Annotated in this window: 22 protein-coding genes and 1 tRNA gene; 8 read left to right on the top strand and 15 right to left on the bottom strand. The window is 66.8% G+C overall.

The annotated features are described in order from the left end of the window. Positions 1-32: 32 nt before the first annotated feature. Positions 33-962 (bottom strand): DMT family transporter, encoded by a 930-nt coding sequence (locus NOV65_RS01515; protein ID WP_257303613.1) that lies wholly within the window; start codon positions 960-962, stop codon positions 33-35. A gap of 49 nt (positions 963-1,011) precedes the next feature. Between NOV65_RS01515 and NOV65_RS01510 the strand changes: the two genes are divergently transcribed. Beyond that, on the top strand, positions 1,012-2,046 hold the full coding sequence (locus NOV65_RS01510) for a helix-turn-helix transcriptional regulator (protein ID WP_257303611.1): 1,035 nt from the start codon (positions 1,012-1,014) through the stop codon (positions 2,044-2,046). Positions 2,047-2,065: 19 nt separating this feature from the next. On the opposite strand, the gene NOV65_RS01505 is transcribed toward NOV65_RS01510, so the two are convergent. Both NOV65_RS01505 and NOV65_RS01500 read right to left on the bottom strand, forming a co-directional pair. Then, positions 2,066-3,631: an ABC transporter substrate-binding protein gene (locus tag NOV65_RS01505; protein WP_257303610.1), complete on the bottom strand. Its 1,566-nt coding sequence runs from the start codon at positions 3,629-3,631 to the stop codon at positions 2,066-2,068. A gap of 49 nt (positions 3,632-3,680) precedes the next feature. Then, on the bottom strand, positions 3,681-4,253 hold the full coding sequence (locus tag NOV65_RS01500; RefSeq protein ID WP_257303608.1) for a thioredoxin family protein: 573 nt from the start codon (positions 4,251-4,253) through the stop codon (positions 3,681-3,683). 85 nt (positions 4,254-4,338) lie between these two features. On the opposite strand from NOV65_RS01500, the gene NOV65_RS01495 reads away from it, so the two are divergent. Then, on the top strand, positions 4,339-4,845 hold the full coding sequence (locus tag NOV65_RS01495) for an Rrf2 family transcriptional regulator (RefSeq protein WP_257303607.1): 507 nt from the start codon (positions 4,339-4,341) through the stop codon (positions 4,843-4,845). A gap of 4 nt (positions 4,846-4,849) precedes the next feature. Then, positions 4,850-5,701, top strand: a complete 852-nt coding sequence (ttcA, locus tag NOV65_RS01490) for a tRNA 2-thiocytidine(32) synthetase TtcA (RefSeq protein WP_257303605.1) — start codon at positions 4,850-4,852, stop codon at positions 5,699-5,701. Here the strand turns inward: ttcA and NOV65_RS01485 are convergent. Both NOV65_RS01485 and NOV65_RS01480 read right to left on the bottom strand, forming a co-directional pair. Continuing rightward, entirely contained in the window at positions 5,698-6,372 is a 675-nt protein-coding gene (locus NOV65_RS01485; protein ID WP_257303603.1) for a hypothetical protein, read from the bottom strand. The two genes, ttcA and NOV65_RS01485, sit on opposite strands and share 4 nt — an antisense overlap. A gap of 12 nt (positions 6,373-6,384) precedes the next feature. Then, complete coding sequence (locus tag NOV65_RS01480; RefSeq protein ID WP_257303601.1) at positions 6,385-7,575, bottom strand: class I SAM-dependent rRNA methyltransferase; 1,191 nt, start codon at positions 7,573-7,575, stop codon at positions 6,385-6,387. Positions 7,576-7,605: 30 nt separating this feature from the next. Between NOV65_RS01480 and NOV65_RS01475 the strand changes: the two genes are divergently transcribed. Then, positions 7,606-8,781: an alkaline phosphatase family protein gene (locus tag NOV65_RS01475; protein WP_257303598.1), complete on the top strand. Its 1,176-nt coding sequence runs from the start codon at positions 7,606-7,608 to the stop codon at positions 8,779-8,781. 1 nt (position 8,782) lies between these two features. Here NOV65_RS01475 and NOV65_RS01470 read toward each other — a convergent pair whose 3' ends face one another. Continuing rightward, positions 8,783-10,465 (bottom strand): aspartate:alanine exchanger family transporter, encoded by a 1,683-nt coding sequence (locus NOV65_RS01470; RefSeq protein WP_257303596.1) that lies wholly within the window; start codon positions 10,463-10,465, stop codon positions 8,783-8,785. Positions 10,466-10,498: 33 nt separating this feature from the next. Continuing rightward, complete coding sequence (locus tag NOV65_RS01465; protein ID WP_257303594.1) at positions 10,499-11,557, bottom strand: cysteine desulfurase family protein; 1,059 nt, start codon at positions 11,555-11,557, stop codon at positions 10,499-10,501. Positions 11,558-11,579: 22 nt separating this feature from the next. On the opposite strand from NOV65_RS01465, the gene NOV65_RS01460 reads away from it, so the two are divergent. Further along, complete coding sequence (locus NOV65_RS01460; protein ID WP_257303593.1) at positions 11,580-12,491, top strand: 5'-nucleotidase; 912 nt, start codon at positions 11,580-11,582, stop codon at positions 12,489-12,491. 7 nt (positions 12,492-12,498) lie between these two features. On the opposite strand, the gene NOV65_RS01455 is transcribed toward NOV65_RS01460, so the two are convergent. Continuing rightward, positions 12,499-13,107 carry a YajG family lipoprotein gene (locus NOV65_RS01455; RefSeq protein WP_257303591.1) on the bottom strand — a complete coding sequence of 203 codons (609 nt, stop codon included), beginning with the start codon at positions 13,105-13,107 and terminating at the stop codon, positions 12,499-12,501. Positions 13,108-13,217: 110 nt separating this feature from the next. Between NOV65_RS01455 and ftcD the strand changes: the two genes are divergently transcribed. Together ftcD and NOV65_RS01445 are read left to right on the top strand one after the other, a co-directional pair. Beyond that, a complete protein-coding gene (gene ftcD, locus NOV65_RS01450) occupies positions 13,218-15,065 on the top strand; it encodes a glutamate formimidoyltransferase (protein WP_257303589.1) in 1,848 nt (615 codons plus the stop codon). Between the two features lie 43 nt (positions 15,066-15,108). Next, positions 15,109-15,894, top strand: a complete 786-nt coding sequence (locus tag NOV65_RS01445) for a PhzF family phenazine biosynthesis protein (protein WP_257303588.1) — start codon at positions 15,109-15,111, stop codon at positions 15,892-15,894. Positions 15,895-15,920: 26 nt separating this feature from the next. Here NOV65_RS01445 and NOV65_RS01440 read toward each other — a convergent pair whose 3' ends face one another. After that, positions 15,921-16,601 (bottom strand): hypothetical protein, encoded by a 681-nt coding sequence (locus NOV65_RS01440; RefSeq protein ID WP_257303586.1) that lies wholly within the window; start codon positions 16,599-16,601, stop codon positions 15,921-15,923. Positions 16,602-16,895: 294 nt separating this feature from the next. Here NOV65_RS01440 and NOV65_RS01435 point away from each other — a divergent pair, with 294 nt between their 5' ends. Further along, positions 16,896-17,795, top strand: coding sequence for an RluA family pseudouridine synthase (locus NOV65_RS01435; protein ID WP_257303585.1), 900 nt, complete (start codon positions 16,896-16,898; stop codon positions 17,793-17,795). Here the strand turns inward: NOV65_RS01435 and NOV65_RS01430 are convergent. From NOV65_RS01430 to trpS, 6 genes are all read right to left on the bottom strand, one after another. After that, positions 17,792-19,423 carry an ABC-F family ATP-binding cassette domain-containing protein gene (locus NOV65_RS01430; RefSeq protein WP_257303584.1) on the bottom strand — a complete coding sequence of 544 codons (1,632 nt, stop codon included), beginning with the start codon at positions 19,421-19,423 and terminating at the stop codon, positions 17,792-17,794. The genes NOV65_RS01435 and NOV65_RS01430 overlap by 4 nt on opposite strands. A gap of 155 nt (positions 19,424-19,578) precedes the next feature. After that, positions 19,579-21,420: a mechanosensitive ion channel domain-containing protein gene (locus tag NOV65_RS01425; RefSeq protein ID WP_257303582.1), complete on the bottom strand. Its 1,842-nt coding sequence runs from the start codon at positions 21,418-21,420 to the stop codon at positions 19,579-19,581. Positions 21,421-21,519: 99 nt separating this feature from the next. Further along, entirely contained in the window at positions 21,520-21,705 is a 186-nt protein-coding gene (locus NOV65_RS01420; protein WP_257303580.1) for a hypothetical protein, read from the bottom strand. Positions 21,706-21,786: 81 nt separating this feature from the next. After that, positions 21,787-22,683, bottom strand: a complete 897-nt coding sequence (locus NOV65_RS01415) for a proline dehydrogenase family protein (RefSeq protein WP_257303579.1) — start codon at positions 22,681-22,683, stop codon at positions 21,787-21,789. Between the two features lie 162 nt (positions 22,684-22,845). Further along, positions 22,846-22,922 (bottom strand) — tRNA-Lys (locus NOV65_RS01410). 62 nt (positions 22,923-22,984) lie between these two features. Further along, positions 22,985-23,974 (bottom strand): tryptophan--tRNA ligase, encoded by a 990-nt coding sequence (gene trpS, locus NOV65_RS01405; RefSeq protein ID WP_257303577.1) that lies wholly within the window; start codon positions 23,972-23,974, stop codon positions 22,985-22,987. Between the last annotated feature and the right edge of the window lie 11 nt (positions 23,975-23,985).

Raw genomic sequence — 23,985 nt, 5'->3', positions numbered from 1 at the left:
GTGGACCGCCAAGCGCCGACAGCTGAAAGTCCTCACAGCTGCGTGAGCAGAACGCCCCCGAGTACCAGGACCGCGCCCACCGCGAAGACCGGAGTGATGGCCTGCCCATAGAAAATCCAGGCCAGGATCGCCGTCGCCACGGGCTGGCCGTTGGTGGCGATGGCCACCCGGCTTGGCTCCTTGGTGGAAAGGGCGTGGAACCAGAGCAGGTAGGACACCACGCTCGTCATCAGGCCGAGGTAGACCAGTCCCACCCAGGCCATGGGCGGAACCGTGGCCACCGCCAGCTTCGGCAGGCCCAGGGCGCCCAGGGGCGCGAACATCGCGAGGCCGAACAGGATGGACAGCGTGGTGGCCCGCTGGGCCCCGTGCTTCTGCACCAGCGGCCGGCTCATGACGGTGTACCCGGCCCAGGCGATGACCGCCACCAGGACCAGGAGATCACCGAGGAGCCACCGGGGCGGCAGGACGCCGCCCGCTTTGCCCGAGAAGAGCACCAGCACGCCGGAGAAGGCCAGCGCCAGACCACCCAGCTTCCGCGGGCCGGGTCGCTCCTGCCCTCGGGCCCAGGCCAGGAGCAGCACCACGGTGGGCGTCAGCGCGTAGAGCAGGGCCGCGTGGGAAGGCAGCGTGAAGGACAATCCGCCGAGGAAGGCGAGCTGGTTCAAGGTCACCCCCAGGAACCCCGCCCACAAGTAGGTCCGCCATTCCGTGCGGGCGACCGCCCACAGCTCCAGATGCCGCAGCCGCGCCAGGATGAGGAAGCCGGCGCCGGCGATGAGAAAGCGCAGCAGGCCGAGGGCCAAGGTCGGGATCGCATCGGCGGCCGTCTTCCCGAGGAGGTACGTGCCCGCGGAAATGAACGTGTGGAGTCCCATGACGGCGGCGAAGCGGAGGTTGCGATGGCCCATCCCTCCAGCATGGCCGCAGGTGGCGGGGGCGGCGGCCATCGAATTGGGCATGGACCATCCGTGGCGGAATGGGCGATGATGAGCCAGGAGCCACAGACCCATGGCCGTGACCAAGACCCCCCGCAAGAAGCCCACCAGCACCACTGCCGAGGTGGAGAAACCCGCCGCCAAGGCCAAGGTCGCCCCCGTGAAGAAGGCGGCCCCCAGTAAGGTCGAGGCCCCGGAGCCCAAGGCCAAGCCGGCCAGCAAATCCGCCCTGAAGGCCAAGACCCCCAAGGTCGTTGAAGCGGCTCCGGAAGTTCCGGAAGCCATCGCCCCCGTTGCGCCGGCTCCAAAGCCCGCCGTGAGGAAGGCCGCCGCCCCCTCAACCTCGCCTGTCCTGGTGGAGGCGCTCCTCGCCGCGATCCGCGAAGGCCGCGCCGTGGAATTCATCTTCGCCGACGCCGACGCCAACGCGCCCCGCACCTTCGAACCCCGGCAGCTCACCTTCGACGCTCTCAGCCAGGCCTGGTTCGTCTGGGGCTGGGATCGCCGTTACAACGCCGAGCGCCACCACCGGGTGGACTTCCTGGCCGAAGTGAACGAGGTGGAAGGCGTGGGCCGCGCGGCCCAGGGCCCCTACCCCGAAGGCACCCCCGCCAACCAGATCGGCGGCTGGTTGGGTGGCGAGCCCATCACCGTGAAGGCCACCCTGCTCAAGCAGTGGGTCTTCGCCGTGAAGCAGGCACCCCCCGCCTTCCCCCACTTCAAGCTGGAAGAACTGGGTGACGGCCAGGCCCTCGTCACTTTCACCGCCACGGATCTGCGGGCCATCGCCCGCTGGGCCATGCAGTTCGGCGACGGCATCCAGGTGCTGGAACCCGCCCGGCTGGTGGATCGCATCAAGCAGGTGGGCGCCGTGTGGGCGGGACGGGAACGGCAGGCCAATGCCCCCGCGCCCAAGCCTGCGCCTCGACCCGAGCCCCGACCCGAGTCCGAGCCCCGCCGGCACGAGCCCAGGCACCATGCGGAAACGAAATCCGAAGCCCGGCCCGAACAGAAGTCCCATCGCGAACCACGCCCCGAGCGCGAGCGCGAGGACGCTCCCAAGGGGAAACCAGGCAAGGTGGAAGTCATCCACTTCGACCGGCTCTGAACAAGGTCCTGGCCCGCTTCTACTGCTCCAACCTCCAGCCCCGCTTGCCGGGCCAGAAGCCGTAGGCCTGCCCCAACACGTTGAAGGACACGCCGCGCAGTCGCGCGTCCGCCAGCACCCGCACCAGGATGTAGTTGAGGGGGATCACAGGCTTATCGCGCCAGATGATCTCGGAGAGCTTCAGGTAGATCTTCCGGCGGGCCAACCGGTCCAGGGTGTAGCGGCCCTCCTCGAACAGGCGATCCACCTCCGGATTCAGGTAGCTGCTCACGTTCGCCTTGGTGCGATAGCCCTCGCTGGTGAACAGGGGAGCGTCCACGTCGGGATCCAGTGACGTCGTCCAACCGTAGGACCAGATATCCCCATCATGGTTGGTTGATTTCTCCGTGAGGGCTTCAAAGGTCAGACGCCGGACCTCGATATGCATACCCACCTTCGCGGCCTGTTCTGAGAGCAGGCGGGCCGTGCTCCGGCTGACGGCCGTGTTCTGCTCGTAGGCCACCAGGGACAAAGGGCGGCCCTGGCCGTCATGGCGGAGCCCGTCGCTGCCCATCCGCCAGCCGGCCGCATCCAGGATCGCCTCGGCGCGCCCGACTTGCGGCAGGGGCCGCGGAGTATCGTCGTGGGCCCAATTCTCCGGTGGCCAGAAGGCGGACGCCAACCGGGCGGGGAAGAAGCGCCGCGCCCGGGCCAGTTCCTGCCAGGGCACCAGCTCCGCCAGGGCCTGGCGCAAAGCCGGATCACCCAGCAGGCTCAGCTTGGGGTCGCAGTTGAGGAAGAAGGCCCCGAAGGCCGCCTGGGGGACCGAGAACGCCTGGAGGCGGCCCCCACCCTGGGCCCCTTTCCGGATGAGGTAGTGCGGCAGGCCCCCCACCAGGGCGTAGTGGTACCGGTGGCTCAGGAGGGCCTGGACCAAGTTCTTCTCGTTCGTGGAATCCAAGAATTCAAACGCAGGCCAGGTGCCGGGATGGGCCCCCTTGTAGCCGGGCCAGAGCTCCAAACTCAGGTGAGTGGTGGTGGCCCGGCCGACGAGCCGGTAAGGACCCGAACCCACGGGCTGGAAGTTGACAGGGGCCGACTGGGGCTTCGCGCCAAGCTGGTAATGGCGGCGGGGCACGGGAATGAAGTTGTAGAGGTCGGACAGCAGGGTCCCCCGGGGCCGGGACAGACGGATCCGCACCCGGAGGGGCCCTTCGGCCACCAGGCTGTCCAGGGAGGCCACACCTCCGGCCGTGTCCGCGATGGCCCGGACCTGGGGCAACCGCAGGGCCTTCCAGGTGAAGACCAGATCCTCGGCCTCGATGGGGGTGCCATCGTGCCAGGTCATGCCGGGACGGAGTTCCAGAAGGATTTCTCGCCCCCCTTTGAGGACCGTCCAGCCCTGCAGCAGGCCGGGGATGAAAGTCCCTTCGGCGTCCATGGTCACCAGGCGGTCGAAGACGAGGTCCACGGCCTCGCCATCCGTGTCCCGGGTCATGAGGAGGGGGTTCAGCGTTGTCCAGCCATCCACCGCCACCCGGATGGGTTCAACGGCGCCCAGTCCGCAGAAAAGGCAGGTGATCAGGAGAAGGGAATGCCAGCGCATGGTGCTCCCTCATCGGCGGCCTGGCCGGGAGCCTGAAATCCGGTGCACCTCAGGGCTGCCGGGGGGCGATCTCCACCAGTTCCACCAAGGCCTCAGCCATGCGCTGATCCGCCCGCGGCGGGTTCTCCACCACGGTTCCCACCAACTTCTGCTCGCCCCCCGGCTGGGTGGCGAACAGGTAGAAGGTCGGGACCCGGACCACCGCCTGGGGAGGGCACCCTTTGGGCCACGCGGCCTCGGCGAGCTGTTTATCCCGATCGACACCCAGGTAGTGGACCTCGATGAAGGAGTTGGGATCTGCTTCCAGAGCCAGCAGGTCCGGCAGCTGGTATTGGCTATCGCCGCACCAGGACCCGAAGACCGCCACCAGGGTCAGGGGCCGGCTCACGGCCTTCCACCGAGTCTTCAGCTCAGCCGGCAGCTGGGTCCTGGCCAGGTTCTCCTGGAAGATCGCCCGGTGGGCCAGGATGGCCTTGGCGGTCGTCGGTCCCAGCAGCAGCGGCTGGTGGTCCTTGGCATCGCTGGGCAGGCTCCCCGGCACAGTAGCCGGAATCGGGGGCTGGATCGCGGGCGGCTCCGCCTGCAATCCCAAGGTTCCGAGGGCCAGAAAGACAGCTTTCATGGGATTCTCCGGACTCCAGTCTAGCTTTGCGATAAACTTGACTCAATCACTCAGGAATACTAGCCTGGAACCTGGAGCAGCTTTCGTGAAGATCTCGGCCCGAGGCAGGTACAGCATGCAGGCCCTGTTCGACCTGGCCCACCACAGCCATGGTCAGCCGGTGCCCCTGCACGTCATCGCCGAGCGCCAGAAACTCTCCCTCCCCTTCCTCGAGCAGATCTTCAACAAGCTCAAGAAGGCTGGTGTCGTGGCCAGCGTGCGCGGCCCCAAGGGCGGTTACATCCTCACTCGGCCCTGCAACCAGGTGAGCGTGGGCGAGGTGCTCCGCCTGACGGACAGCAGCTTCTATGCCGTGGCCAAGGAAGATCCCAAGGCCGCGAATCAGGCCCTCATGGCCGATGAGCGCATGAGCCTCATGCTCTGGAACCGCCTCTCAGACCACATCTCCGCCTTCATGGAGAAAGTGACCTTCGCGGATCTGTGCTCGGAGACCGCCAGCAACACTTGCCCCGACTGCACCTGCCCCGAGTACGTGAAGGACGTCCAGGGCCAGATCGTCCGGGGCGAGCGCAAAGCCTGCGGCGTGATGTAGGACCGTGAGCAATCCCTGCGCCCTTCCCAGCCTGGCTCTGCCGCCCAGCGAAGCTGAGCTCAAGACCTTGCCCCAGCTGGAGAAGAAGCTCGCCCGCCGCGTGGGTGAGACTAACGCGGCCTACCAGCTGATCGAAGAGGGCGACCGCATCCTGGTGGCCGTGAGCGGCGGCAAGGATTCCTGGGTCCTCCTGGATGTGCTGGAGCGGCTGCGCAAGCGCGCGCCCGTGACCTTCCAGGTCGAGGCCGTCACCGTCGACCCCGGGTTCCCGCAATTCAATCCCGATCCCATCGCCGAGACCTGCGAGCGTCTCGGTGTGCCCCACCACATCATCCCCGCCCCCATTGACAAGATGGTGCGCGCCAAGCCCGAGGAACTGCCCTGCATCATCTGTTCGCGGCTGCGGCGCGGCGTGCTCTACTCCTTCGCCAAGCAGCACGGCCACACGAAGATCGCCCTGGGCCATCACCTGGACGACCTGATCGAAACGCTGCTCATCAACCTCTTCTTCGAAGGCCGCTTGAGCACCATGCCCCTTCGCCTGGTGAGCGACGACGGGGCCAATACCGTCATCCGCCCCCTGGGCACCTGCGAGGAGAAGGACCTTCAGCGCTACGCCTGGCTGCGGGGCTTCCCCATCGTGCCCTGCGGCTGTCCCCTCTGCGGCTGCTCCAGCCTGGAGAGCCGCCGCAAGCAGGTGAAGGAACTCATCGCGTCCATGGAAGGCAGCATCCCGCGCCTCAAGGCCTCCATGCTCGGCGCCATGGGCAACGTGAAGCTGAGCCACCTGCTGGATCTGAAGCTCGGCGCCCTGCATGCCAAGGGCGTGGACGAGGCCGTGGAGCGGCTGGGCTAACGGCTAACGGTGTCCCCCAACAGTCCCATTTGAAGGATCACGCTGGCGGGTGGATAAGCCGCAATGAAATGCTCGAGCTGCTCCCGGTACTCGGCAAGGTAGTCGTGGGTGAAGTCATCGAACTCGACCATGACATAAACAATGTTTTGGTCTGACAAGCCTCCAAGCTGTTCCTTAGCGGTCTTGATCTTGTCTTCCAATTTGCTGAGGAACCCAGAACTCAGCCTTGCGTAAATGGATCCATCAATACATTCATGTGAACTTCTTCGGCTTATCTCTTCATCAGAAATCCCGATCGACTTCACTTCGCAGAAACCAACGTTTGATTGAGCCTTGAATCTGAGGTCTGGCTGCTTCGTCTTTCCTTCAGGCAGGAACGTCACATTTGAGAACCCATGAGAGACAAGGTACCGGTACGCGAACGCCTCATTGAGTTGGGCAAAGAATCCAGTCTTCAACTGACCGTCGCGGTGATTCTTGAAATGCCGGAGCGATTTTTCTTTCAGCGTCTCCCAGGCCAATCCGTCTAGCTCAATCAATGCGTTCTCATAGGCAAGATAGAACTCTCGTTTGAGCCGGTTCACTCGGCAGGATGATTCAAATTTAGAAAAGAACCCGTCTTCTGGATAACGAGCCCTAACTTCCTCCACGAGTTCAACGATGCGATGCATTGGTGGAATCACCTACTCCAGGCTCAACCACAGCCCCTTGAGGTAGAACCCCTCGGGATGGTTCAGCGAGTAAGGGTGGTCCGCGGGTTGACCGAGGTGGGCCAGCACGCGCGCCTCGCGGCCCGCTTCGAGCAACGCCGTCCACACGGCCTCCTGGAACCGCGTGCGGTCCAGGTGCTGGCTGCAGGAGAAGACCCACAGCATGCCACCGGGCGCCGTGGCGCGGGCCCCCAGCCGGAACACGTCCTTGTAGGCCTTGAAGGCCTTGTCCACGTCCTTGCGCTGCTTGGCGAAGGCCGGCGGATCCACGATGACGCGGTCCCAACCCATGGGCTCCAGCTGGCGCATCAGCTCGAAAGCGTCGCCTTCCATCCGGAGGTGCGCGGCTGGATCCAGGCCGCTGGCGGCCCAGTCGCGCTCCGCCTGGTCCAGGGCCGGGGCGCTGATGTCGAGGGTCGCCACCTCCGTGGCGCCGCCCAGTCCCGCGTGGATGCTGAAGCCACCGGTGTAGCCGAAGGTGTTGAGCACCCGGCAGCCCTCAGCGTGGGCGCCCACCTGCAGCCGGTGGGCCCGCTGGTCCAGGAAGAAGCCCGTCTTCTGGCCCCGCAGCAGGTCCACACCGAGCCGAGCGGCCCCCTCCTGCACCGTCACCGGCCCGGCGAGGCTCCCTTTCAGCAGCCGATTCACTGGATCGAGGCCTTCCTCCCGGCGGCCGGACTGGCTGCGCTCCACGAAGGCCGTGATGCCCTCGCGCTTGCCGATCTCGAAGAGGATGGGCCACCAGAGGTCCCGCAGGATCTCCAGCCCCGCCGTGCCCACCTGGAGCACCAGGGCCTGGGCGTAGCGGTCCACCACCAGGCCCGGCAGACCGTCGCCCTCGCCGAAGATCCAGCGGCAGCCGCCTTCGGGGTCCCACAGGCCCAGCGCCTTGCGCAGGGCCAGGGCGGACTCGAAGCGTGCCCGGAAGAAGGCCTCGTCCAGGGGCGCGTCCTCGAACCGGAAGATACGGGCCGCGAGGGGATTCGTGGGGCTGGCCGTCCCCACACCCAGAACTTGGCCTGAATCATCGGCCAGCCGCACCAGATGGGCTTCCGAGGGCCGCGCCAGGGCCCCGGAGAACACCCACGGGTGACGCTTGGAAAGCATCACCTCCTTGCCGGGCTTCAGGCGGAGCAGGGGGTAGGGCCAGCGGGGCGTGTTCATGGCTTCAGATTAGCTTGATAGGCTGGAAGGATGCGCCGCTCCGCCCTGCTTGCCGTCCTGCTCGCCTTCTTCCCGGCCCGGGCCGGCGATCCACCGGAAGCCGCCGCGGGTCCCGTGCTGCTCATCAGCGAGGATGGCCTGGGCGCTGACCAGTTCCGCCCCGACACCATGCCCGGGCTCTGGGCCCTGGCGGAACGGGGCCGCCGCGCCGCGGTGCGCCCCCCCTTCCCCGCCACCACGTTCAACGGCCATGTGACGCTGGCCACGGGTTGCTGGCCCGAACATCACGGCGTCGTGGCCAACGGCTACCTCCGCCCGGAGGACCGGCAGCGGGTTCCGGCCGCCAACCGGGTGGAGGACATCCAGCGCGAGCCACTGTGGGTGGCCGCCACCCGGAGCGGCGCCCGCACGGCTGTCTTCCACTGGGTCGGCGCCAACGGCCCCTGGGAGGGCGTCATGCCCTGGCGCATCAGGGCCTTCCGGCCCGGTGTGCCTGACGCGGAAGGTTTGGCCTTCTGTGAGTCGGCCCTGGCTGATGGGGCCCGCCTGGTCATGGCCTACCTGTCGGGTACCGACGAGGAAGGCCATCTCCATGGTCCCGCCAGCCCCGAGGCTCTGGCCAAGTTGCGCGCCCTCGACGCGGAGCTCGCCCCCTGGCTGGCCCGCATGCTGGCTGCCCATCCAGGCCTCCGGGTGATCCTTACAGCGGATCACGGCATGGTCCCCATGAAGCGCCGGATCCACCTCCCCACGATCCTCGATGGCATCCCCGTGGACCTGATCACCCACGGTGGCAGCGCCTATGTCTACCTGCGTCAGCCCCAGGATCAGGCCCGCGCCCTGGCGCGACTGCGGAAGGCGGGGCTCCAGGCCTGGACCCGCGCCAAGGTGCCCGTCCGCTACCACCTGGGCGGCAGCCCCCGAGTGGGGGACATCGTGGTCCTGGCGCCGCTCGGGACCTGGCTCTCCCAGGCCCGCAGCAGCCGGGAGGACGATGCCGAACGCCATGGCCGCGCCGGCGCCCACGCCTACGCCCCAGAGTCCGCTCCCATGCGGTCCTGGCTGGTGGTCCTGGGCGCGGGCCAGGGCCCCCTGGCGGACGTCCCCGCCTGGGATATCGCCCCCACGGCCGCCTCGTGGCTCGGCATCCGGTGGGCCCAAGCCCCGGACGGAAGGCCCGTGCCGGCGCTGGTACCCGCCCACTGAGTTATCGGATCATCGCCAGCAGCACCTGGGCCAGGACGATCTTGAGGATGGTCGCCAGCGGATAGACCGTGGCGAAACCCATGTTGGGCAGCTCGTTGCCCGTGTGGTGGCTGGCGTAGCCCAGCACCACGGGCTGGGTGTGGGTGCCGGCCAGGATGCCGAACATGATGTTGAGCGGGATGCCGAACAGCTTGTGGCCCAGCAGCATGGTCAGCGAATCCGCCACGAAGCAGACCAGGAGCGCCGCCCCGAGGAAGAGGGGCAGGACTCCCGCGTTCTGGGAGACGATGGCCCGGAAGCCCTCGCCAGAGATCACCCCGATGCCCGCGGCGAACAGCACCAAGCCGAACTGGCGGACCGTGTGGTTGGCGCTGTAGGGGAAGTTCCAGACCAGCGGCCCGATGCGATGGAAGCGCCCGAGGATCAGCGCCACGGCCAGCGGCCCGCCCGCGAAGCCCAGCTTGAAGATGATCCCGTGGCCCAGGGGGATGGGCAACTGCCCGAGCGCCAAGCCCGCGGCCAAGCCCATGGCAAAGGTGAGGAAGCTCACCTCGCTGATGGCGCGGTAGCTGTCTCCGAAGAACGCCTCGATGGCTTCGATGTTGTCCCGGCGGGTGGTGACCCGCACCCGGTCGCCCAGTTCCAGCACCGTGTCCCCGTCCGGCACGAACCAGAGGTCGCCGCGACGCACCCGCGTGATGATGGCCTGGTGCTGGTTCGCGAGGTCGAGCTTGCCGAGGGGCACGCCCACCACATCCCAGCGCGAGACGAAGATCCGCGTGGCGTCCAGGGCGCTCTGGTCCCGATCCAGCTCCACGTGGCTGCGCTCGCCGATCATCGCTTCGACCTGGATCAGATCGTCGGGCGAGCCCACCACCGTCACCAGGTCCTCCAGCTTCAGGCGGAACTCCGGGCCCGGCAACAGCAGCTCCGCCTTGCGCAACACCCGGCCGAAGACCACGTGGAGCCGCCCCGCGCGACACAGGTCGCGCTTGCTCATGGCCTCCGCCTCGGCCTTCGTCACCCGCACCGTCCAGACTTCCAGCTTGTGGTGGCCCGTCTGGTAGTCCTTGAGGCCGTCCGCCTCCTCCCGCAGGTTCACGCGGAAGACTTTCGAACTGACCAGGATGATCAGCATGGGCACCAGCACGCCGATGGGATAGGCGATGGCGGAAGCCACGGTGGGCTGCGCCAGCTCCACGGGCCCGGCGCCCATGGACTTCACGCGCTCGATGACACCGGCCAGGGCCGGCATGTTGGTGAAGCTGCCCGTGAGCAGGCCCGCCGCGTAGCGGGCGTTGAAGCCCATCGTCCGCGCCAGCAGGACCACGAAGCACGTGGAGGCGATCATCACCAGGAAGACCACCGCGTTCTTCTTGATGCCCTCCCGGCTGAAGGCGGCCCAGAAGCTGTGCGAGATGGACAGGCCCATGGCGTAGACGAACACCGCCAGGCCCAGCTCGTAGACCAGCTTCATCTCCTTGGAGATGTCCTTCTTGAGGCCGGCGTCCAGCCCGGGGGCCATGACCAGCGCCCCCAGGGCGATGCCCGCGAAGAGGATGCTGGCGATACCGAAGGAGGCGCCGGCGATGCGGAGCTTGCTGATGGGGTAGCCCAGGGCCACCACGGCGAAGAGCATCAGGAGCGGGTTCTGCGCGAAGAAGAAGAGGGTCTGCTCGATCATGCTCGCTCCGCGCCCGAGGGCCTTGCTAGGGGCTCATGTCAACCGCCGGATGGCCGCCGCCAGGGCCTCCACCTCGTCGGGCCGTGCGTCCGGGAGCATCGAGAAGCGAAGCACCGACCGCGCGTCGTCCGAACTATACCCCAAGGTCAAGATTGCATGGCTGGGCTTCACCGCTCCGCTGTGGCAGGCACTACCCGTGCTCACGGCGAAACCGGCCAGGTCCAGAGCCACCTGCAATGCCTCGCCATTTCGGCCCCGGAACAGGACGCAGCTTGTATTCGGCAGGCGGGGCGAACCCTGGCCGATGATTTCGATGTCGCGCCCCCAGGAGGTGATTTCCGCCTCGAAGGCATCGCGAACCGATGCCAACGCGGCGTTCATGGCTTGACGCTCCGTCAAGTGCCGCACGGCGGTGGCCAACCCCAGGATGGCGGGCAGGTCCTCCGTGCCGCCTCGGCGGCGGCGCTCCTGGGGGCCTTCCATGATGGGCTCCCAGGGCAGGCCTGGCCGCAGCCACAGCAGGGCAGCACCCCGGGGCCCCCCCATCTTGTGACCGCTGAACACGGCGGCATCGCAATCCGCCAGGTCCACGGGCACCTTGCCCCAGGCTTGGCAGCAATCCTTGATGCGGACGAGTTCGCCAGCCTTGATGCGGACGGCGTCCAGCGCCGGGGGCATCCCGTAGAGAATCCCCGTTTCGTTGCTGGCGGCCATCTGCACCACCGTGGCGCAGTCCTCGGGCACCTCCGGCAGCCAGCTCACGTGCAGCCAGTCCCGCAGGGGATTCAGGCAGGCGCTGTGCTCCCCGGGGAATACCGCCGCGGGCCGGCTACCCAGGGCCGGATGGAGGCCGCGGATGAGCAGGTGGAGAGCTTCCGTGGCGCTGGCGCAGAAGACCAGTTCGCCCGGGGCCACCTTCAAAAAGGCCGCGATCTCGCGCCGGGCCTCTTCGATGCGGAACCGCGCCCGCTGGCCTTCCCGGTGCGTGCTGGTGGGGTTGGCCCAGTCCTCCACCATGGCGCGCCGCACCGTTTCCACCACCTCGGGATGGGGCGGCGTGGTGGCGTTGGCATCGAAGTAGAGCCTGGACATGACATCAATGTACCCTGGGCCCATGCCCAAATCCCTGGAAGGCAAGCTCGTCGTCGCCATCTCCTCCCGCGCCCTGTTCGACTTCGAAGAAGAGAACCGGGTCTTCGAGGAGTCGGACGACCGGGCCTATATGGAGCTCCAGCTCGCACGCCTGGACGTCCCCGCCAAGCCGGGTGTGGCCTATCCGCTGGTGAAGAAACTGCTGGCTTTCAACTCGGGAGACGAAGGCCGCGTCGCCGTGGTGATCCTGTCCCGCAACGATCCCGTGAGCGGCCTGCGGGTCTTCCGCAGCGCGCAGGAATCCGATCTCCAGCTGGAGCGCGGCGTCTTCACCCGGGGCCGGAATCCCTATCCGTACCTCACGTCCCTGGGAGCGAACCTGTTCCTGTCCGCCAAGGAAGAGGATGTCCGCGCGGCCCTGAACGCGGGATTCGCCGCGGCGCGGGTGTACCCGGACAGCGCCATGGCCGCGGACCGCCACCCGGACGAGATCCGCATCGCCTTTGACGGCGACGCCGTCCTGTTCAGCGATGAGGCGGAGCGCGTCTACGCCCAGGGTGGCCTGGCCGCCTTCCAGGCCCATGAGATCGAACGGGCCGCGGTCCCCCTGCCCCCGGGGCCCTTCAAGCCTCTGCTCCAAGCCCTGCAACCGCTCCAGGATATGGGCACGGGCGCCCCCATGCGCATCCGCACCGCCCTCGTCACGGCCCGTAGCGCCCCGGCCCACGAGCGGGCCATCCGCACGCTCATGGCCTGGAACATCCAGGTGGACGAGGCCATGTTCCTGGGGGGCCTGGAGAAGGCCGACTTCCTCCGCGAGTTCGAGCCGGACTTCTTCTTCGACGACCAGACGGGCTACTGCGACACCGCCGCCAAGGTGGGGCCGACCGGCCATGTGGTGAGCGGCGTGAAGAACGAGACCGCGAAGGACTGACGTGAGTTCAGGCGCCTTCCGCCGCCTTGGCGAGGGCCGCGTGGAATTCCGCCTTGCCCATGAGCTTCCGGATGGCGCCCGGCAGAGCCTGCTCGTAGGCCTGTTTCACGTTGCCGCCCCCGAACACGCCGGCGGCATGCTGGAAGGCATCCACCAAAGTATCGGTATACAGCTCTTTCCCCTGCGCATCCTTGACGCGCACCACGAAGCTCACTTCCGCCTTGCTGTCGCCGGAGAAGAACCCGGAGTTGTAGCGGTGGATGAAGGTCAATAACTCGATCTGGAGCGGTACCTTGCCGCCTTCGAGGTCATACCCCCTGGCCCGCAGCTCCGTCTCGACTGAACGCTTCACCAGCAGCTGGACATCCTCGTCATTGAAGATGGGGGCCGTTTCCATCCCGAAGCCATTGATCTTCTTCGCCACCTCCCGCGTCGTGTTCGGCCGCAGGTCCTTGACTTCGACCTTGACCCGGATGGCTTCCGCTCCCTTGATCTTCTCGATCGAGACGGGCGCCGGGTAGTCGATGTGGATGGTCTCGGTGGTGAAGGCACACCCAACCCCGGCCAGCAGGCAGGCAGCCGCCACACCACCCATGAACTTCAAGAGCGAAGGCATGGCTCCTCCTTGTGGGAAATCTGCCCAGATTATATATCTCCGGGTCAATAAACCGGTCCGCCCCGCATCAAAGGCGCGCCACTGCTAGACTTGGACGTTCCGGAGGAATCATGTCCCGCAGGCTGGTGGAGTGCGTGCCGAACATCTCGGAAGGTCGGGATGCCGCGAAGATCAAGCAGGTGGTGGATGCCATCAGTGCCGTTTCCGGGGTGCAGGTGTTGGATGTGGATCCAGGCGCGGATACCAACCGCACGGTGATCACTTTCGTCGGCGAGCCCGAGGCCGTGCTGGCGGGCGCCTTTGCGTGCATCGCCGAAGCCGCCAAGGTCATCGACATGCGCCAGCACCATGGGGCCCACCCCCGCATGGGTGCCACGGATGTGGTCCCCTTCGTGCCCGTGGAAGGCGTAAGCATGGAGGACTGCGCCGAGCTGGCCCGCCGCCTGGGTGCTCGCGTGGCCGCGGAGTTGGCCATCCCCGTCTACCTCTACGAAGCCGCTGCCTCGCGGCCCGAGCGCCGCAACCTGGCCGAGGTGCGCCGGGGCGAGTACGAAGGCCTGGAGAAGAAGCTGCGGGATCCCCAGTGGGCGCCGGACTTCGCCGCCCCTTACAACCCTGGTGCTGGCGCCACCATCATCGGCGCCCGGGAGTTCCTGGTGGCCTACAACGTGACGCTGAACAGCGCCGACAAGGCCCACGCCACGGACATCGCCTTCGAGCTGCGCGAAAAGGGCCGCGTGGCCCGCCGCGGACGCGTGAAGCCCTACTACCAGGCCGGCGAACTGATCTACTACACCGAAGGATCGTTCCCCTGCGGCAACTGCGACTTCACCGGCACCACCTTCCAGGAGACCGTGGACCACTGCGCCTCGTTGCATGGCTACGACCTGCCGGCCCTCATGCGCCTGAACGATGTGGATCCCTCCAACCCTGTGGGCCAGAAGGTCCGCCGCCGGGGCATCTACGATCACTGCAAGGCCATCGGCTGGTACGTGGACACCTACCGCCGGGCCCAGATCAGCATCAACCTCACCGACTACAAGCAGACCGCCCCCCACACGGTGTTGGAGGAGGCCCGCTCGCTGGCCACCGAGCGCGGTCTGGTAGTTACCGGCAGCGAGATCGTGGGCCTGGTGCCCTTCCAGTGCCTGCTGGCCTCCGGCCGCCACTACCTGAAGGCCATGGGCAAGTCCACGGGCGTGCCCGTCCAGGACATCCTCCAGACCGCCGTCTTCTCCATGGGCCTCGGCGATGTGGCCCCCTTCGAGGTGGAAAAGAAGGTGCTGGGCCTGCCCACCTACGATCCGAAGGCCCTGGTCTCCATGCCGGTCCATGCCTTCACCGACGAAGTCAGTCGCGACACCCCGGCGCCCGGAGGCGGCTCCATCGCGGCCCTGGCCGGCAGCCTGGGTGCGGCCCTGGCGAGCATGGTGGCCAACCTGGCCCAGGGCGGAGCGGACGCCGGGAAGGACGCCAAGCTCATCGCCCTCGCCGAGAAGGCCCAGAGCCTCAAGGACCGCCTCATGGTGGCCGTGGACGCGGACACCAACGCCTTCAACGCCTTCATGGACGCCCGCCGCCTGCCGGACGCCACGCCCGAGCAGAAGGCCGCCCGGCACGAGGCCATGCAGGCCGGGCTCAAGGTGGCCATCGACGTGCCCATGGACACCGCAAAGACCAGCTTCGAGGCCCTGGAGCTGGCCGGAGAGGCCGCCCGCCTGGGCAAGGTGGCCTCCATCACAGACGCAGCCGTGGGCGCCCAGATGGCCCATGCCGGCGTGCGCGGCGGCATCTGGAACGTCGTGATCAACCTCAAGGACATCACGGACGCCGCCTATGTGGCCGACATGCAGGCCCAGTGCGCGGAGCTGCTCGCACGGTCCACAGAGAAGCTGGCCGAGGTCACGGCCTTCGTGGACCAGAAGCTGATCGATCGGCTCCAGAAGGCCAAGAAGTAGGTTGGTCTGGTTGAGTGCAAACTCTGATCCGGAGGCGTCACCCATGCGTACACGGATATACCAGGTGGATGCCTTCACCACGCACCGGTTCAAGGGGAATCCCGCCGCAGTGATGCCGGTGGAAGCCTTCCCGGCTGACGCGTTGATGCAGGCCATGGCGGCCGAGAACAACCTGGCTGAGACGGCCTTCCTGGTTCCCGATGGCGGCGATTATCGTTTGCGCTGGTTCACACCCACCACCGAGGTACCGTTGTGCGGCCACGCCACGCTGGCCAGCTCGGCGGTGGTCATGGAGCGGCTGGAACCCGGGCGCAGGCGGGTGGTCTTTCACACGGCGAGTGGCCCTCTCGGGGTGGACCGGACGGATTCGGGATACCGCATGAACCTTCCCGCCCGGTTGTCCAAGCCGATTCCGACACCGTCCGGGTTGGCCGAAGCGCTGGGAGTCGACCCCGTAGAGGTCGTTGCAGACGCCTTCAACTACTTGGCGCTGCTGGAAAGCGCTCAGGCGGTGCGTGACCTAGTCCCCGATATCGTGGCCATCGCCCGGATGGACCTCAGCGGCGTGATCGTGACGGCGCCAGGGGACGGCCCCCATGATTTCGTGAGCCGCTACTTCGCCCCCGCCAAGGGCATCCCGGAAGACCCGGTGACCGGGGGCGCCCATTGCGCACTGACGCCCTATTGGGCCAATCGTCTCAACAAGACTGAGTTCCGGGCCTACCAGGCCTCGCGGCGTGGCGGCGAGATCATCTGCCGCCTGGTCCGGGATCGCGTCGAACTGGAAGGCGCCTGCGTCTTCTACCTGGAAGGTGAAGTGGAAGCCTGATCCCAAGGGCCAGGGGTTGCCGCCCGCTACTCCGCCATCCAGAAGAACAGCGCCGTCATGCGCTTGGTGGCGAGGTCGTGGCCGAAGTAGCTGGTGGCGGAGTGCACCAGGTCTGCCCGGTAGAGCAGCAGGCGGTTGAAGACATTGGGCACGGACACATCCGGATGCCAGGCCTGGAGGGGTAGCCCTGTGACGCCCAGGGCTTCGCGCAGGTTGGTGTGGGGTGGTGGGCAGAGATTTCCGCTGAGGGTCCCGTTGGGGTAGCGCAGCCGGTAGAAGGTCGTGCCCGCGTTCGTGGGGGCCCGTGGCGTGAGGTAGATCACGGCGGCGTAGCGGCAGAGCTTCCGGGAGTCCGTATGGGGGCGGGGGCCGGATTCGTTGGCGCCCACCACCTGCACCACGTTGTGGTTGAGGTAGGCGCCATCAGGCGCGGTCTCGGACCACAGCCGCTTCGCCCCAGTCAGTTCGCGCACCCGGGCCTCGATGAGGGCCAGTTCTGCAGGTTGGAGCGCGTTCCGCGCGCGCATGCCGGGCCAGGTCTCCTTGGTATGCGGAAACCCCAACTCCCATTCCTCCAGGGACCTAAATCTCGCCGCCACGACCTCTGCCTCGGGCAGGATCCCGTCAACGATCCAGTAGTCCCGTCCCTCGGTGGGCTTCCGGTAGGGAAGCGAAGGAAGCCGCTGGGGCGGCGGGGGCATGGGCATGGGTCGGACTCCGGAGTTGGGGAGCCTCCAGCCTACCCTGGACATGAAAAAGGGGGGCCTTGCGACCCCCCACTCCCCCCCCCCGGGGAGAGTATGTGTGAACATCTACCATGTAGCCCGGTAACGGGCTCCCTGTCCACCCCTTCGGTTCTCAAGTGCCGGAACTTGAGGAGTGGTGCCAGAAAAATAACGGATTGATTTAGTCAATATTCGCTCTGCTTCCCCTGACGGCCGGAGCCGGGGGAACTCCGGGGATAATGGGTGTCCGGTGGATCCGGAAGGGGCGGCGACCGCATGGGATTCAACCAGGGCTATGTCCACCGGGAACAGGTCGGGGTCGAGGGGTTCGGGTGCACCCTGCTGGCCCACTTGGCCGCCCGGCACCCCCTGGCCAGCCGGGACTTGTGGCGGGCCCGGATCCTGGAGGGCCAGGTGCGCCTCGACGAGGCTTCCGCCGCTCCTGAAGCGCCCCTGCGCCTGGGCCAGTGGATCACCTGGGCCCGCCCGCCCTGGATCGAGCCGGAGGTCCCCCTCGCCACGGCCGTGCTGTATGAAGACGAGGATCTGCTGGCCGTGGCCAAGCCCAGTGGCCTGCCCACCCTCCCGGGAGGCGGGGAATTCCTGGAGCACACCCTCCTTGCCCTGGTGCGGCATCGGGCCCCCGAAGCCAGCCCCATGCACCGCCTGGGTCGGGGCACCTCGGGGCTAGTGCTGTTCGCCCGTACGGCCGCCGCGCGGAAGCCTCTCCAGGCGGTGTTCCAGGAACGGCAGACCCGCAAGGTCTACCGCACCTTGTGCCAGGGCTGCCCGGCCCTGGACGCCTTCGAGGTCACGGCACCCATCGGAGAGGTGCCTTACGGGCCGCTGGGATCGCTCCATGCCGCCACGCCCGGGGGACGTCCATCCCTGAGCCGGGTCTCCGTTCTGGAGCGGAGGGAAGACGCCGCTCTGCTGGAGGTGGAGATCTTCACGGGCCGCCCCCACCAGATCCGCATCCATCTGGCGTACACGGGACACCCCCTGGTGGGCGACCCACTCTATGGGCCAGGTGGGATCCCGATGCCGGGAACCTGCGCTGTGCCCGGTGACCTAGGTTATCTGCTGCATGCTCAGAGGTTGGAGCTTAGGCATCCGCGTAGCGGGGCCTGGCTCATCCTCGAGTGCCAGCCGCCACCGGCGCTGCGCCCAACCTAGTTGTGCACACCCGGGGCCTCGCGGCCCATGCGCTCGACGTATTCGAGGTACGAGCCGCCGAAGGCTAGGGGGCCGTCGTGCTCCTCGCCGCCCAGCTCCAGCACCCGGTTGGCCAGGCCGCGCAGGAAGGTGCGGTCGTGGGACACGAAGAGCATGGTGCCCTCGAAGTCCTTCAGGGCCTCGATGAGCATCTCCTTGGTGGCCAGGTCCAGGTGGTTGGTGGGCTCATCCAGCACCAGGAAGTTGGGCGGATCGAAGAGCATGCGAGCCATCACCAGCCGTGATTTCTCGCCGCCGGAGAGCGCGCGGATGCGCTTGTCCACGTCGTCGCCGGAGAACTGGAAGGCGCCGAGGAGGTTGCGCAGCACGCCCAGGCCCTCCATGGGGAAGTCCTGCTGCATCTGCTCGATCACGGTCAGATCCGGGTCCAGGAGATCCAGGGCCTGCTGGGAGAAGTAGCCGAGCTTGAGACTGGCACCCAGCTTCACGTTCCCCGCATCCGGCTGGATGGCGCCGGAGATCATCTTCAGCAGGGTGGACTTGCCGGCGCCGTTCTTGCCCATGACGCACCACCGTTCGCCGCGGCGGATGTGGAAGGCGAACTGGTCGTAGAGCCTGCGGCTACCGTAGGCCTTGCAGACACCCTCCAGCATGGCCACGTCGTCGCCGGACCGGCCCGGGATGCGGAAGTCCCACTTCACCACACGCCGCTTCCTGGGCGGTTCGATGCGCTCGATCTTGTCCAGGGCCTTCACGCGGCTCTGCACCTGGGCGGCCTTGGCGGCATGGGCGGAGAACCGTTCGATGAAGCGCTGCTCCTTGGCCAGCTTGGCCTGCTGGCGGGCGTAGGCGGCTTCCTGGTTGGCTTCCCGCTGCTCGCGTTCCTTCACGTAGAAATCGTAGTTGCCCGAAAAGGTGACAATGTCGCCGCCATCGATCTCCAGCACCTTGGTGACGATGCGGTTCATGAAGTCCCGGTCGTGGCTGGTCATCAGCAGGGTCGCGGGGACGGCCTTGAGGAAATTCTCCAGCCAGAGGATGGACTCGATGTCCAGGTGGTTGGTGGGCTCGTCCATGAGCAGGACGTCGAAGTTGCCCAGCAGCACCTTGGCCATGGACACACGCATCTTCCAGCCGCCGGAGAGGGCACCCACATCGCCATCGATCTGCTCATCCTCGAAGCCCAGACCATGCAGGCAGGCCCGGGCCCGGGCCTCCAGTTCATAACCGCCCAGGTGCTGGTACTCCTCCTGGACATGGCCGAAGCGCTCCAGGATGGCCTCCAGCTCGTCCCCGCGGTCCGGGTCGGACATGGCATGCTCCAGATCCAGCAGCTCGTGGTGCAGGTCGCCGAGGCGGCCGCTCCCGGCGATAGCCTCGTCCAGCACGGGCCGCCCCGCCATCTCGTCCACCTCCTGGCGGAAATAGCCGAGGGTGAGCTTCTTCGGCAGGGTGACAGAGCCCTCATCCGGCGATTCCTCGCCCATGATCATGCGGAACAGGGTGGATTTCCCCGCCCCGTTCGGGCCCACCAGGCCAACCTTCTCGCCGGGATTGAGCTGGAAATCCGCCTCGATGAACAGGACCTGCTTGCCGTACTGCTTGCTGACGTTCGAGAACGAGATCATGGGAATCCGATGCGCAGAATGGGTCGCCCGGCATGCGTGGGCGGCGGAAGCTCCAGAGACAGGGGATCGAGGTCGCGGAAAGCAGGATCCTCAAGCCTACGGTGCCTCCAGGGTACCACAGGGGCCCGGACGCACCCGGGGGCTCTGGCCGGCGGTCAGGCCGGGGCGCCCCCTCGCGGACCGTGCATCAGCTCGACCACGGCCTGGTTCAGCCGGAGCCGCGTCTCATGGCGCTCGAAGGCGCGGGTGAGGTAGCGGGCCCGGACTTCCATGCCATTGGCCCCCGGGATCACCTGGACGCCCGGGACGGCCGAGAAGGCCTTCACCTTGTAGCGGGCGGCCGTCTGCTGCCATTCCGCTTCGGCGATCTTGGCGTTGGCCTCCGTCTGCTGCTCCACGAGCTTCTGCACGCCATCGATGACCAGGTAGGGATCCTGTCCCGCGGGGACGACGACGTTCAGCTCATCCCACATCCACTTGCCCGAGGTGGAGAAATTGAAGAAGTGCCCTTCGATGGCGAAGTTGTTCACGAAGGCCACGCGACGCCCGGTGGGGTGGCCCGCATCGGCCCAGCTGCCAGTCTCCAGGATCACGGTGCGGAGCAGGCCGATTTCGACCACCTCGCCGCCGACGCCGCGGATCTCCACCCAGTCGCCCAGGCGGATGCCGTTCTTCCCCATGAGGATGAACCAGCCGAAGAAGGCCACGATGAAGTCCTTGAGGGCCACGGTGAGGCCGGCGCCGGCGAGACCGAAGACCGTGGTGGCCTGGGCGGGCATGCCCACGATCAGGAAGCCGATGGCGAGCACGGCCACTACCCGGATGATCACCTTCAGCACGGATTTCGAGGCCCCCACGGAGGACCGCTCCGCCGCGGCCGGGCGCCGGTGCATCCAGTCGATAAGCAGACCCAGCAGGTAGGTGGCGAGCACCACCCCGAGGATGGTCAGGCCCTGGGTCAGCAGCTTGTGCAGGGCGAGGTTGCGGTAGCCATCGGCCAGACCCAGCCACGTTCCGTAGGTTTCCGCCAGACCCTGCTGATCCTGGATCCGCTTGGCCATGGTGGCCAGCCTGCGCTGCACATCCCCGAACTGCTTCAGAGAGGACACGGCGGCCTTGGCCTCCCCCCGCTCCAACCCATGGCTCGAGGCGCCCTTCATGAGGGTCGAAGCCGTGCTGCGGGCCGCCTCGCGGTCCTCCTGTTCCTTCTTCGCCTGGGCCTCGACTTCGGCCCGGCGCTTGGCCATGGCCTGCTCCTTGACCTGGGCCTCGGCTCGCGCCTTCTCCAGCCGGGCGCACTTGTCCCGCTGGATGCGCCATTCCAGCACCCGCCCGACCAGGCTGCCGGCCTGGAAGGCGCTGGGGGGCTTGGCCGCCGCCATGACCTGGGAGGATTCCCGGTCGGCGGCCTCGTGGGCCTCCTTCAACCGCCGGATCTTGGCCTGGGGATCCCCGCCAGCCTGCGCCAGGTCGTTCGAGGCCGTCTCCAGCTCATCCTTGTCCAGTTCCAGCTGGGCCTTGGTGAGGTCGATCTGGTCTTCCAGGGCATCCTTCTTGGTTTCCGGGGCAGCCGCCAGTTGCCTGCCGAGGCGGGCCAGCTGCTGTTCCCCGGCCTCCACGGCCGCCTGGGCCTTGGCCTTGGCTTCCGATAGTTCCTTGATTTCCGGTGTATTCGGTACCGAGGCGGTGGCCGCCGTCCGGAGGGCATAGGAGAAGGCGAGGTCCACCGAGTGGTTGCCCAGGCGTTCCGCCTGGACCGCCAGCTGCTTTTCCTCGAAAGTCGTGGCCAGGGGCACCAGGCTCCGCGCGGTGAGCAGCGGCGACTGATCCACCAGGCGCTGCTGCACGGGCGCCCCCCGGCGACCCCGCTTCGGCTGCGGAGCCGGCGTCTCCTGGCCCTGGGGTTGCGGCACCTCCCGGGTCCACATCCAGCCGGCCACGGTACCGGCCGTCAAAGCCAACAGAATGGCGCCAGGGAGCAGGGTGCGGATCTTCATCCCATCCAGACAATCACGAACCGGGCCGGAACGCAAAAACCCCGGAGCCTGGCTCCGGGGTTTTCATGGCCCAGCCCCATCAGAGCTGGCAGCGTGCCATCAGCCCTTCTTCGGGGCGGTCTCCTTCTTCTTGCAGCAATCAGCGCAATCCTTGCAGGTAGCTGCCTTGTTCTTCTCGCAGCAGGCCATCCCACAACCTTTCTTCGGTTCCGGTTTCTTCTCCTCGGCCGCGAAGCCCGCCAAAGCGAAAGAGCTCACCAGAGCCAGTGCCAGCATCTTCTTCATGGAATTCTCCGTCATGGTGGGAGACGAACCCACCGGAGCACTGTAGCCGCCTCCGGGCCCGTCCCAAAACAGTTAAATCTGTCAACGCCCGAAAAGGTTCTTGATCACCATGGGAGCCATGGCGGGGTTGGCCCCAAGCCGGCGCTTCATGTAGTGCACGGCGTACTTCCAGTCCTCGGCGAAGGGGACATACAGGCGCATGACCTGGCCGCGCTTCACGATCTCCTGCTGGACCTCCGTGCGGGGCACGCCCATCAGCATCTGGAACTCGTAGGCGTCCTTCGCCACCCCGTGCTTGTCCAGGTGGTCGATGCAGCGCCGGATCAGGGGCTCATCGTGGGTGGCAATCTCGGGGTAGTGGCCGTGGTCCAGCAGCAGCTGCACGTACTCGAACAGCTTCTCCTTCATGTCGCGCTTATCCTGCAGCGCCACGTCCGCGGGCTCCTTGTAGATCCCGATGCAGATGCGGACCTTGCAGGGCTTGAGGTGGAGGGCCTTGATGTCTTCCGCCGTGCGGAAGAGGCGGCTCTGCAGCACGATCCCGAAATTGTCGAACTCATTCCGGATGGCCTTGAACATCCGCAGGGTGACATCCGTGAAGTGCCGGTCCTCCATGTCCAGGGTGATGTGAATCCCGTGTGTGGCGGCGGCGGCCACGATGCGGCGGAGATTGTCCTGGCAGTAGGCCTCGCTCTCGTTGATGCCCAGCTGGGTGGGCTTGAGGCTGATGCTGACGAAGGGGCGGTCCTTTACGGCCTCGATCATGCGGAAATACACCTGGACGGTGGCCTCCACATCCTCCCGCTTGAACACCTCTTCGCCCAGCAGGTCGAGGGTGGTGAAGAGCCCTCCCTTGGTGTGGATCTCGTCAGCCTTGGTCACGCCACTGGAGATGCCCTTGCCCGCGCAGTAGGGGGCGGCGAAGGTGCGGACAAGTACGTCCGGCATGAGGTCGAGAACGATGCGTTTCAAATCCACGGTGTTCCTCCCGTCGTTCCTGCGTTTCCCGGCCCATCTGCGGAGACTGGGCGGCCCTACAAATATAGCTGGCCTCGTCCCGGCGCATCGCGGCGCGCGGAGAGATGTGACCGGCGAGACAACGCGAAAAAGCCCGCAGACTTTGGATCTGCGGGCTCCTGTTGGTGGTCCCTCCCGGACTCGAACCGGGGACCCTCTGATTAAGAGTCAGATGCTCTAACCAGCTGAGCTAAGGGACCACGAGCAAAAGAAAGTCTACCAGGACCGGAGGGGAACGCAAGAGCCGGTTCCCCACCCGTTCCTAGAGGGCGGGCATCTTCATGGCCTGGCGGACAGCCACCATGGTTTCCGCCGCCACGGCCCGGGCCCGGGCGCTGCCGTCCTGCAGCACCGCCTCGATGGCCTCAGGGTGGGCCAGGTGGGCCTCGATCTTCTCCCGCAGGGGTTCGATGCGCTGGATCATCGCCTCCGCCACCCGCTTCTTGCAGTCGAAGCAGCCGATGCCGGCGCGTCGGCACTCGGTGTCCACCATCTGCACGGTGGCGTCGTCGCTGAAGAGCTTGTGGAAGTCGAAGACGGGGCAGATGTCCGGGTTGCCCGGATCGGTCTTGCGGACCCGGGCGGGGTCTGAGGTCATCTGGCGCGTGCACTTCTCGAGGATCACCTCGTTGCTGTCCCGCAGGTAGATGCAGTTCCCGTAGCTCTTGGACATCTTCCGGCCATCGAGCCCCGGCACCTTGGGCGTCTTGGTGAGCACGGCCTCGGGCTCGGGGAAGACCTCCTCCTTGTAGAGGAAGTTGAAGCGGCGCAGCACCTCCCGGGCGAGCTCGATGTGGAAGAGCTGGTCTTCGCCCACAGGCACCTTGCGGGCTTTGTAGAGGATGATGTCTGCGGTCATCAGCAGGGGGTAGCCCAGGAAGCCGTAGCTGCCGAGGTCCGCCACGGCGTTCTGCAGCTTCTCCTTGTAGGTGGGCACCCGCTCCAGCCAGGTCAGTGGCGTCACCATGGACAGCAGCAGGTGCAGCTCCGCGTGCTCCTTCACCAGGCTCTGCACGAAGATCGTGGCCTTCTGTGGATCCAGACCCGCGGCCAGATAGGTGGCAGTGAGTTCCAGCGTGGCCGGCCAGATCTCCTCGACGGATTCGTACTTCGAGGTGAGCGCGTGCCAGTCCGCGATCATGTAGAAGGCCTCGCCCTGCCCCTGCAGCCGCGTGAAGTTGTCCAGAGCTCCCACCAGGTGGCCGATGTGCTGGGAACCCGAGGGCTGGATGCCGGAAAGGATGCGTTGCATGGCAACTCCGA

Source organism: Geothrix campi (genome assembly GCF_024609265.1).
Classification (GTDB): domain Bacteria; phylum Acidobacteriota; class Holophagae; order Holophagales; family Holophagaceae; genus Geothrix; species Geothrix campi.
This window is presented reverse-complemented; position numbering and strand designations above follow the sequence as displayed.